We start from the raw sequence: 10619 nt of genomic DNA, 5'->3' as shown, positions 1-10619 counted from the left end.
ACGCCGGCGACCGCGCGGCTGCCGGTGTCCCAGCGGGTGAGGCGTCCCCGGGAGTCGACCACGATCAGCACTCTGCCCGAGTGGGTGAACCACATCAGGCTGCCGGTGTCGTCCAGACCCTCGTCGCCGAAGGGCCGGCCGATCTGCTTGCCGGTGGCCGCGTCCAGGAGTCGCTGGTCTCGTCCGGTGACGGCCATACGCCGGCCGTCGGGTGAGAACGCCACCGCCACGGGCAGCCGGGCCGCCGCCTGCCACAGCCTGCGGCCCGAGCGCCAGTCCCAGAGCTCGACGGTGGACCGCCGCGCGAGTGCGAGCCTGGTCCCGTCGGGGCTGAAGAACGGCAGCGGGAGCCCGCCGCCCGCCGCGAAGGCGGCCAGCGCCTTCCCCGTGGCCGGGTCGATCACCTTGACCTGGCCGCCGGCCACGACCGCCAGCCGGCCGTCACCGCTGAAGTCGAAGGCGTCCGGGGCAGGCACGGTGGCCATCGCCTTCCCCGTGGCGACCGCGCGGATCGTGGCCGAGCCCTCGGCGTCGGTGACCATCAGGTACCGGCCGTCCCTGCTGAACGCCGCCTCGTCTACGGGGTCCCGCTCCTCCCGCGGCGCCATCAGGTCGGCGACGTCCACAGAGAAGACCTGGTCGCCCACGAGATACCGGAACGTCGAGCCGTCGAAGGCGCCGGTCGGCGTCATCCCCAGGTCGCCGTCGCCCAGGACCCTGACCTTGGCGAGCAGCTGGAAGTCGGGCAGCCGCCAGAACTGGACGTCCGCCCGCGACAGCGTGGCCAGCAACCGGCCGTTCCCGCTGAAGATCACCTCACCATGGTTGTAGGTGCCCTTGCCGACCTTCTCCGACCAGCCCTCTTTGAGGTTGATCAGCTTCAGGCCGTTGTCGTCCACGGCGTGCCAGGTGCGGTCGGGGCTCACGACGCCGGTCCTGCCCTCCGGGGTCGCCGCGACCACGCGCCCCCTGGATGAGATGAGCACCTCGGCGCCCTCGTTCTTCTTGACGGCCGCGATCCAGCCGGTGATCTTGTAGTACACGCGACGGTACGCCCAAGAGCCGACGATCTTCCCGGTACGGGTGTCCCAGGCCCCGGCGTGCGTGGCGTTCGCGCCGATGAGCGTACGGCCGGAGGGCGACAGTCCCATCTCCGTCGGCCGGCCGCCGTCGAGCCTGAGATCGGGGATCGACGCGGTCTGCTTGCCGCTGCGTACGTCCCACAGTCGCGCCTGGCCGTTCCCGGCGCTCACCAGCGTGCGCCCGTCACCACCCAGCTCCGCCATGCTCGATCCGTACGGGTCGCGGAACATGGCCTGCTCGCGCTGGGCCAGCGAGGCGTTCAGCGCCGCCCTGGCCTGCGGGGTGGCCTCCAGCCGCCAGGCCGCCACACTGAGCAGCATGCCCAGGCGCGGATCCGTACGCCTGGTCGTGTCGGCGAGCGCGGCCAGGCGGATCGACTCCGACGTGTTCAGCCGCGCCGCCAGCAGCTCGGCCCGGGAGTCGGCGATCGCGCCCTGCCGTACGGCCAGCCCGCCCGCGGCCACCGCGATGACCAGCAGGCCCGCCAGGCTCAGCGACACCAGCCTGGTCCGCCTGGCCCGGCGTCTGGTCAGCCGCGCCGACGACTCCAGGAAGTCGCGCTCGGCGGGGGAGAGCGTGATGTTCCTGCGCGAGGCGGCCGCCCACTGCATCGCGTTCTCCAGGGCGGTGGCCTGGAACAGGTCGCCCTCCTTGTGCCCACCGGCCACCCACCGCTTGGCGGCGGTCAGGATCTGCCTGTGCACGGCCAGCCCGTCGCGGTTGGCGTCGATCCAGCGGCGCAGACGGGGCCAGGCCAGCGGCAGCGCGGGGTGGGCCAGCCAGATCTCCTCGCCGTCCCTGCCCAGCAGGTACGTGAACACCTTCAGGATCCTGGTGATCGCCGACACTTCCGGCAGCGGCCTGCCCTCCACCAGCTCGGACATGTCGGCGTGCCGTACCGACAGCTCGTCGCGCTCGCCCACCGTGACCAGCCGCAGGAACACCTCCGGCGCCAGCTCGCGCTCGGCCGGGCCGAGCAGCTCGTACGACTCCTCCGCCAGCGTGCCGAGCGCCGGGTCGTCGTCCGCCCCGGCCATCTGGGCGGCGGCCAGGTTGCCCCGGGCTAGCAGCCGCCCGGTGCCGATCCTGCCGTCGCCGCTGACCAGCGCGAGCAGGAGCTCCCGCGCGGAAGGGCGTTCGCGCGGGTCCTTCATGAGCGCCGCGGCGGCCAGCGGACGCAGCGGCTCGGGCAGCACGCTCAGGTCGGGGCTGGACGACAGCACCCGGTGCATCACCCCGCCCAGGCTCTCCGCCCGGAACGGGTCGGCCCCGGTCGCCGCGAACAGCACGATGCCGCCCCAGGCGAACACGTCGGCGGGCGCGTCCGCCCGCTGGCCGCCGAACACCTCGGGCGCCATGTACGTGGGGGTGCCGGTCACCAGTCCTGTCGCGGTCAGCGACATCTCGGCGGTCCTGGCGATGCCGAAGTCGATGACGCGCGGCCCGTCGGGACCGAGCAGCACGTTGTCCGGTTTGAGGTCGCGATGCACCACGCCCGCGTCGTGGATCGCGGTCAGCGCGGTGGCCACGGCCGTCGCCAGCCGGTGCAGGTCACCGCCCTGGAACCTGCGGCCGTCCTCGACCGCCCTGCGCAGGCTGGGACCGGGCACGTACTCGCTGACCAGATAGGGCCTGGGCCCCTCCAGGTGCGCCTCGATCACCTGCGCCGTGCAGAACGAGGAGACCCGCTGCGCGGCCGCGGCCTCCTTGGCCAGCTGCGCCGCCCGGTCACCGTGCAGGACCTTGATGGCCACGCGGGTGCCGTCCTCGGCGTAGCCCTCATAAACCACCCCCTGGCCGCCGGCGCCCAGCCGGCCTGCGAGCCAGTAGCCGCCTAATCGCTGGGGATCGCCCGCAACGAGAATTTCCACAGGGACTTTGGATGCGAAGATCGCTCAGAAAGTTCTGAGAAGCAGGAGTGGGTTTTCGCACATCCGAACAACCTTGACGATGCTGAGCATGATCGCCCTAGGATCACCGCCCATGATCCTGACTATCGCGCTCAGCGCTTCCCTCGCCGTGACCGGTTCGCCCGCTCATGTCGCCACCAAGCCGGTGACGTTCCAGGGGTTCACCCTTCAGGTCCCCGCCCAGTGGCACGTCAAGAAGGAGGGTGTCAATCTGCGCGTCATCACCGGCGCCTGCTCTCCTCAGGCCGCTGAGTGCAAGAGCTTCCTGCTGGGCGGCCCCCAGGCGGTCAAGTACGCCTCCGAGGGCGGCGCGTACCGGCCTGACCAGCCCTACCATCCCAGCAGCGGTGTGACCGAGTGCGTGCCGGTGAAGAAGTACACCAGCGGGCAGGCCACTCGCGTCAGGACCTCGAAGGCGGCATTCGGGACCGGGCAGCAGGCGCAGTTCACCGAGTGGAAGGTGTCCTGCGACGGCAGCAAGCTGAACGTCGCCTCCTACACCCAGCGCGTCTGGTACGTGAAGGCCAAGAAGGTGATCGTCGTCGACCACTGGAAGACGCCGGGCCTGGGCGCCATTCTCGGCAAGGCCGTGTGGGGGTAGCCGGCAGCCCAGCCCGGCGACTGCGGCTACGACCCCACCGTGTGCAGGGAGGCCGGCGCGGCGAGGTGGCCAGTAGTTCAGTTGGCAAGCCTCAGGTGCGGCTCACGAGGATGCCGTCGTCGTCGCTGAACAGCTCGGCGCCCGGGTGGAAGGTGACACCGCCGAAGGCGACCGGGACGTCGCGTTCGCCGGTGCCTGCCTTGCCGCTCTTGCGGGGGTTGGAGCCCAGGGCTTTGATGCCCAGGTCCAGCCGGCGCAGGGCGGCGACGTCGCGCACGGCGCCGTTGATGACCACGCCGGCCCAGCCGCCGGCGACGGCCAGGCCGGCGATGAGGTCGCCCATGAGGGCGGAGTGCAGTGAGCCGCCACCGTCCACTACCAGGACGCGTCCCTCGCCGGGCTCGCCCAGGACGGACTTGAGCAGCGCGTTGTCCTGATGGCAGCGGACCGTGACGACGGTGCCGGCGAAGGCTCGGCGGCCGCCGTACTGGGAGAGCTGGAGGTCGCAGGAGTCGAGCTGGTCGCCCCGCTCGTCGTACAGGTCTGCGGTGATGATGGTCATGGTGCGGCCTTTCTGCGGGACGTCGTCACGACCGTACAGGTGATCAGTCGTCGGGGCTCTCCATCTCCCCGCTACGGGGATTGCCTCCGGACGAGATGCTTGATCAATGGCCAGGTCAGCAGGATGAGGACGATGGCGTAGATGACGTAGGAGACGGGCCCGCCGAGCAGGCCCGACAGGTCTCCGCCGGACAGTTGCAGGGAGCGGCGGCCTTGGAGCTCGGCGCGCGGGCCGAGGATGACGCCGACGATGAGCGGCAGGACCGGCAGCCCGAAGCGGCGCATGCCGAAGCCGAGCAGTCCGAGCAGGAGCAGCAGGATCAGGTCGAACGGCTGGGCGTTGACGGCGTAGGCGCCCATGGAGGCGAAGAACAGGATGCCCGCGTACAGGTAGGGGCGGGGGACGCGCAGCAGCCGGGCCCAGGCGGGGGCGAGGGGCAGGTTGAGGATGAGCAGGAGCAGGTTGCCCACGAACAGACTGGCGATCAGCGTCCAGACCAGGGTCGGCTGACGTTCGAACAGCAGCGGGCCGGGCTGGATGCCATAGGACTCGAAGGCGGCGAGCATGACCGCGGACGTGGCCGTGGTGGGAAGGCCGATGGCCAGCATCGGCACCAGGGTGCCGGCCGCGGAGGCGTTGTTGGCGGCCTCCGGCCCCGCGACGCCTTCGATGGCGCCGTTGCCGAACTCCTCCGGCCGCTTGGCGAGCCGCTTCTCGGTGGCGTACGACAGGAAGGTGGGGATCTCGGCGCCGCCGGCGGGCAGGGCGCCGAAGGGGAAGCCGAGGGCGGTGCCGCGCAGCCAGGGTTTCCATGATCGCCGCCAATCCTCGGCGCCCATCCACGTCCGTCCGACCGGTACGACGGTCGCGGCCTTGCGGCGCAGGTGGGCGGCCACCCACAGCGCCTCGCCGACGGCGAAGATGCCGACGGCGACGACGACCACGTCGATGCCGTCCGCGAGCTGCGGGATGCCCAGCGTGAGTCGCTGCCGGCCGGTGACCGCGTCGATGCCGATCGTGCCGATGACCAGCCCGATCAGCAAGGACGCGAAACCGCGGACCCGCGAGCTGCCCAGCGTGGCCGAGACGGCGACGAAGGCCAGCAGCATGATGGCGAAGTAGTCGGGCGCGCCGAGGCTGATGGCGAAACTGACCACGAAGGGCGTGACGAGCACGAGCGCCAGGGTGGCGATCGTGCCGGCGACGAACGAGCCGATCGCGGCGGTCGCCAGGGCCTGGGCGGCCCGCCCGGCCTTGGCCATCTTGTTGCCTTCGATGGAGGTGATGACCGAGGAGGACTCACCGGGGGTGTTGAGCAGGATGGAGGTCGTGGAGCCGCCGTACATGCCGCCGTAGTAGATGCCGGCGAACAGGATGAAGGCCTGGGTGGGGTCCATGCCGTACGTGATCGGCAGGAGCAGCGCCACGGTCATGGCCGGGCCGATGCCGGGCAGCACGCCGACGGCGGTCCCGGCGATCACGCCGATGAGGGCGACCAGGAGGTTACCCGGGGACACGACGTTGGCGAAGCCGTCGAGCAGGAGGTTCAGGTTGTCCATTACAGGATTCCTTGCAGCACGCCGGCCGGGAGGTTGACGCCGAGGCCGATCGCGAAGGCGTAGAAGGTGATCAACGCCAGCGCGACGGCGATCAGCAGGCCGCGCACGTGGTGCCGGTTGCCGAGGGCGAAGGCCGATCCCCAGAACAGGACCGTCCCGCTGATGACCCAGCCCAGCCAGTCGATCAGCGCCGCGTTGAGCAGGAAGGCGCCGATCAGCAGCAGCACTGTGCGCCAGTCGACGCGGGTGGTCAGGTCGACGTCCTCACCGGCCTCCGGCTCGCCCCGGCCGCCGCGGGCGACGTCGATGCCGTACGCGACGGCGACGGCGAGCAGGCAGGCGCCCAGGAGCATGGGGACGGGGCGGGGCCCGATGGGGTCGTTGCTACTGGTCAGATGGGTGATCTGCAGAGCGTCGGCGATCACCAGGGTGCCTGTGAGGGCGAGGGCCGCGCACACGCCGTACTGTGCGCGGTCCTTCACCGGCGCCGATGTGTCCAGGCTCATGCCAGCCCGAGTTCGGAGAGGATCGCGGCGACGCTCTTGTCCTGCTCGGCGAGGTAGGTGGTGAACTGGTCGCCGGTGAGGAAGGAGTCGGTCCAGCCGCGCTTGGTCAGCTCGGTCTTCCACTCCTGCGAGTCGTGCATCCGGGTGACGGCGTCGATCCAGGTCTTCTTGTCGGCGTCGCTGATCCCGGGTGGCGCCACGATGCCGCGCCAGTTGCTGAAGACCAGGTCGATGCCGGACGCCTTGAGCGTGGGGACGTCCTTGACCACCTCGATGGGCTCGGCGCTGGTCACCGCGAGCACGCGAACGGTACCGGCCTCGACCTGGTCGAGGAACTCGCCGTAGCCGCTCGCCCCGAAGGCGATCTTGTTGCCGAGGAGTGCCGGCAGCAGCTCGCCGCCGCCGGCGTAGGCGACGAAGTTCACCTGCTTGGGGTCGATCCCGACCGCCTTGGCCAGCTGCATCGGCAGCAGGTGGTCAGGCCCGCCGGGGGAGGAGCCGCCGCCGACCGTGACCTTCTTCGGGTCCTTCTTCCACGCCTCCACCAGGTCGTTGATCGTCTGGTACGGCGAGTCCTTCGACACCACGATCGCGCCCGCCTCCTCGATGAGCTTGGCGATCGGCGTGGTCTGGGTCAGCGTCGCCTCGGACTTGGAGGCGTAGGAGGCGCCGGCGACGCCCAGGCCCATCAGCATGGCCAGCTTGCCGTTGCCCTTCTCGTTGATCGTGCGCTGCAGGCCGACCGTGCCTCCCGCGCCGGGCAGGTTGAACACCTGGACCCCTGAGGCGATCTTCGTGTCCTCCATGACCTTGGCAGCCGTACGGGCGGTGGTGTCGTAGCCGCCGCCGGGGGTGTTGGGCACCATGATGCGCAGCCCGCTGACGGCCCCGCTTGCGCCCGTGCCGGGCTGTTTGGCCGCGGTCGCCCCGCAGGCGCTGAGCGCGAGCATCGACAGCGCCGCCAGAGCGCCGAGGAAGGTCCGATTTCTCACAATGGTCTCTTTCGCATTGAGAAGTGCAGCGCCATGATTATGCGAACCCGGCCGACCGGTCGTCTGCCTTGTGTGACCAGCGGAGATTGTGTTCATTGTGTTCGTGAGACGCCGCCGTCCGACCCTGGCCGGCGAGATGCTGAGCCTGCAGCTGGCCATCGTCGTGGTGGTCCTGTTCGCCGTCGGCGCGATCTCACTGGCCCAGTCCGCGGCGACGTTCGACCGCGTCGAGGGACGGCGCGTGGCCGCGCTGGCCGAGCAACTGGCGTGGAACCCTCTCGTACGCGCCCGGATCGACCAGCCCGCGCCCGGCGAGGTGCTCGCCCCGGTGGTGCACTCGACGCTGACGCAGTCCGGCGTCACGTCGGTGACCGTGGCCGACGCCGCCGGCAAGGTCATCAGCTCTACCGACGCGACGCTCATCGGATCCCCACTGCCGTTGGGCGACCCCGGTGTCGCCCAGGCACGAGGATGGTCCGGTCACCTGGTGTTCGACGGGATCTCCGAGGTCGCCGCCCAGGTTCCGGTTCTGGGCGACACGCCGGACAACCATGGTCGCCACCTCGGAACGGTCACGATCGGCGTGGCCGCTCCCACCGTCTGGCAGCGGCTGGTCGGCGCGTCCTCGTACCTGCTGATCTATCTCGGCGTCGCCAGCGTGCTCGGCGGGGCGGGGTCGTGGCTGCTGGCGAGGCGGATCAAACGCCAGACCCTGGGCATGGAGCCCCGCGAGATCGCCGGGCTGACCGAACACCGCGAGGCCATGCTGCACGGCATCGCCGAAGGCGTGATCGCGCTGGACCCGCAGCTCCGGATCACCATGGTCAACGACATGGGCGAGACGCTGCTGGATCTCCCCGATCACTGCGTGGGCATGAGCCTGACCGCGCTGGGCATCGAGGGCCGCCTTTACGACGTGCTCACCGGAGCCGACGAGGCCCGCGACGAGATCGCCATCCACCAGGGGCGGGTGCTGGTGATGAACCGCATGATGATCGACAAGGACGGGCGCCGGCTCGGCTCGGTGACCACTCTGCGGGACCGTACCGAGCTGGCCCAGCTCGAACGCGAGCTCGGCTCCTTCCGCAGCTCCACCGAGTTGCTCCGCGCCCAGGCGCACGAGTTCGCCAATCAGCTCCACGTCATCTCCGGCCTGATCCAGGTCAGGGAGCACGACGAGGTGGTCCGCTACATTCGTGCGATACGCAAGCACCGCGAGTCCCTCGACCTGAGCCTCAGCAGCCGCATCCGCGACACCTCGGTGTCGGCGCTGCTGATGGCGAAGTCCTCCCTCGCCGCCGAACGACGTGTCGAACTGCGGCTTTCCGAACGCACCGCGCTGGGCCGGCTGGACCCGCTGGACGCCGCGGACGTGGCCACCGTGACCGGCAACCTCGTCGACAACGCCATCGACGCGGCCTCCGGCTCCGGCGAGGACGCCTGGGTCGAGGTCGAGCTGCGCCAGGACACCTCGAGCGTCGAGATCGTCGTCCGCGACTCAGGTCCGGGCGTCGCGCCCGAACTCGCCCATGAGGTGTTCACCAGGGGCTTCACCACCAAGGCCGCCCAGGGCGGCGAGCGCGGCATCGGCCTGGCGCTCACGCAGCTCGTCTGCCGCCGCCGCGGCGGCGAGGTCGCGGTCGCCAACACCGCCGACGGCGCCATGTTCACCGCCCGCATGTCCGTCGGCCGCCAGGCCGGCGAGGTCTCGGGGCACGAGGCGATGGAGGTCTCGCGATGATCGACGTACTGGTCGTGGACGACGACTTCATGGTCGCGAAGGTCAACAGCAGTTTCGTCAACCAGGTCGAAGGCTTCCGCGTGATCGGCACGGCCGGCACCGGTGAGCAGGCCCTCGACCGCATCGCGGAGCTGCACCCCGATCTGGTGCTGCTCGACCTCTACCTGCCCGACCTGTTCGGCCTGGAGGTCATCACCCGGATCCGCGCCGCCGGGCACGAGTGCGACGTCATCGTGATCAGCGCCGCCCGCGAGCTCGACGCGGTCCGCGGCGCCGCCCGCCGGGGCGTCAGCGACTACCTGCTCAAGCCATTCGACTTCGACGACTTACGGGTCCGCCTGGAACGGCACGCCGCCCAGCGCGCCGGCCTCGGCACCACGGTCATCACCAGCCAGGCCGACGTGGACCGGTTCCTTGCCGGAGGCGGCTCGGCGACGTCCACCGCGCTGCCCAAGGGCATGAGCGTGGAGACGGCGCAGCTGGTCAAACAGGCGCTCCACGAGACCGGCGGCACGCTGTCGGCCACCGAATGCGCCGCCCAGGTGGGCATCTCCCGGGTCAGCGCCCGCCGCTACCTCGAACACCTCACCGCGATCGGCCAGGTCGAGGTCTCCTTGCGGTACGGCGGCACCGGCCGCCCGGAACGCCGCTACCGGTGGCACCGCCCGGCGTAGGCGGGATCAGCTGGCGCGTCGGCGGTGCTGGGATTCGGCCCGCTCGATGGGGCGGACGGCGACACCCCGGTGGGCCAGGTCGCAGGCGAGGGTCAGGCCGGTGGGGCAGGTGTCGACGACGCGGCGCAATCGCAGGCGACAGCTTGGCTCCGTGCGGGCTCCTTCGTCGGCCCATGGCATCAAGCCAGCGGATGATGAGACGCGGTACCCGGGCCGCGCTCGTCGTAGAGATGGGCCAGTGGCTGGATGGGACCGACCAGAAGGAGAATGCGAGGGACAAACCCTGTTGGAGCTCGCACCGGGAGAACCTGCACCTGTGACCACCCACCGCTGCGTCCGCCCTGCCTCCGAAACCGATAAGCCGTGGAGGTGCCCTGACTGCGGCCTGCTCTGGGAGGCGCTCCCGCACCAACCAGTCACCCACGTCGAACCAGAGCCGCCCAAGACCAGGCTGGACAAGAACAGCGTGGCCCTCATCATGGTCGTGGCCGCGGTACCTTTGGCGTCCTACACCCAAGAGCCCGCCCTGATCGCCGCGCTCTGCATCGTCGGGCTGGTCGGAGTCGCCTGGTGGTTCTGGTTAACGTTCCGAAAATGAGACGGTTGCTGCCAACTCGCAATGGGGCGGACATATGCAAGACTCTCGCTGAACGCGAAAGCAGCCCTCCGCCGCCACCGCGAATGCGCTCGCGGGGGGCTCGCCGAGGCGCTGCGGGGCGGGAACCGGCAGAGGAGGGCGCGAGGCGAGGGCGGGCAGCCAGGTGTGCTCCTTGCGCAGCAGCGCGTCCGCTGACTGCGTCGCCCAGGGGAACTGGACGGCGAGGTCGTCGCCGAGCCGCGACAGCTGGTTGTCCCAGCCACGCGCGCCAAGCAGCAAAGGGTTCCCAGGCGCCCATGTCCTGAGATGATTTCGCCGATGAAGTTCTCAGCGATGTCACCTTCAAGCGGAAACGATCGCTGTTGCAGCAGACCGGCAAACGCTGACGCGCCA

Annotated in this window: 8 protein-coding genes; 3 read left to right on the top strand and 5 right to left on the bottom strand. The window is 70.3% G+C overall.

Annotation, left to right across the window (positions count from 1 at the left end; genetic code table 11):
• A partial coding sequence (locus AB0J09_RS19740; RefSeq protein WP_360692633.1) for a serine/threonine-protein kinase occupies positions 1 to 2954 on the bottom strand: 2954 nt, incomplete at its 3' end.
• A 112-nt stretch (positions 2955 to 3066) separates the two neighbouring features.
• Here AB0J09_RS19740 and AB0J09_RS19735 point away from each other — a divergent pair.
• Complete coding sequence (locus AB0J09_RS19735; protein ID WP_360692630.1) at positions 3067 to 3594, top strand: hypothetical protein; 528 nt, start codon at positions 3067 to 3069, stop codon at positions 3592 to 3594.
• A 91-nt stretch (positions 3595 to 3685) separates the two neighbouring features.
• Here the strand turns inward: AB0J09_RS19735 and rraA are convergent, their stop codons facing one another.
• The 4 genes from rraA to AB0J09_RS19715 all read right to left on the bottom strand — a co-directional run bounded on the left by rraA (position 3686) and on the right by AB0J09_RS19715 (position 7213).
• A complete protein-coding gene (gene rraA, locus AB0J09_RS19730; protein WP_360692626.1) occupies positions 3686 to 4156 on the bottom strand; it encodes a ribonuclease E activity regulator RraA in 471 nt (156 codons plus the stop codon).
• A 71-nt stretch (positions 4157 to 4227) separates the two neighbouring features.
• Positions 4228 to 5715, bottom strand: coding sequence for a tripartite tricarboxylate transporter permease (locus AB0J09_RS19725; protein WP_360692623.1), 1488 nt, complete (start codon positions 5713 to 5715; stop codon positions 4228 to 4230).
• Entirely contained in the window at positions 5715 to 6221 is a 507-nt protein-coding gene (locus AB0J09_RS19720; RefSeq protein ID WP_360692620.1) for a tripartite tricarboxylate transporter TctB family protein, read from the bottom strand. The genes AB0J09_RS19725 and AB0J09_RS19720 overlap by 1 nt, the downstream gene beginning before the upstream one ends.
• On the bottom strand, positions 6218 to 7213 hold the full coding sequence (locus tag AB0J09_RS19715) for a tripartite tricarboxylate transporter substrate binding protein (RefSeq protein WP_360692617.1): 996 nt from the start codon (positions 7211 to 7213) through the stop codon (positions 6218 to 6220). Before AB0J09_RS19715 ends, AB0J09_RS19720 begins: the two co-directional genes overlap by 4 nt.
• Before the next feature lie 103 nt (positions 7214 to 7316).
• Between AB0J09_RS19715 and AB0J09_RS19710 the strand changes: the two genes are divergently transcribed.
• Together AB0J09_RS19710 and AB0J09_RS19705 are read left to right on the top strand one after the other, a co-directional pair.
• Positions 7317 to 8954, top strand: coding sequence for an ATP-binding protein (locus tag AB0J09_RS19710; protein ID WP_360692614.1), 1638 nt, complete (start codon positions 7317 to 7319; stop codon positions 8952 to 8954).
• A complete protein-coding gene (locus AB0J09_RS19705) occupies positions 8951 to 9628 on the top strand; it encodes a response regulator (protein ID WP_360692612.1) in 678 nt (225 codons plus the stop codon). The genes AB0J09_RS19710 and AB0J09_RS19705 overlap by 4 nt, the downstream gene beginning before the upstream one ends.
• The last annotated feature ends 991 nt before the right edge of the window (positions 9629 to 10619 follow it).

Source organism: Nonomuraea sp. NPDC049784 (assembly GCF_040659615.1).
In the GTDB taxonomy this organism is placed as follows: Bacteria; Actinomycetota; Actinomycetes; order Streptosporangiales; family Streptosporangiaceae; genus Nonomuraea.
Note: the sequence above shows the minus strand (reverse complement) of the source record. Positions and strands in the feature narration are given on the sequence as shown.

Bases quoted from the DNA above. Each gene is read 5' to 3' on its own strand.
- AB0J09_RS19735 (WP_360692630.1), top strand. From the start codon at position 3,067: ATGATCCTGACTATCGCGCTCAGCGCTTCCCTCGCCGTGACCGGTTCG.
- rraA (WP_360692626.1), bottom strand. From the start codon at position 4,156: ATGACCATCATCACCGCAGACCTGTACGACGAGCGGGGCGACCAGCTC.
- AB0J09_RS19725 (WP_360692623.1), bottom strand. From the start codon at position 5,715: ATGGACAACCTGAACCTCCTGCTCGACGGCTTCGCCAACGTCGTGTCC.
- AB0J09_RS19720 (WP_360692620.1), bottom strand. From the start codon at position 6,221: ATGAGCCTGGACACATCGGCGCCGGTGAAGGACCGCGCACAGTACGGC.
- AB0J09_RS19705 (WP_360692612.1), top strand. From the start codon at position 8,951: ATGATCGACGTACTGGTCGTGGACGACGACTTCATGGTCGCGAAGGTC.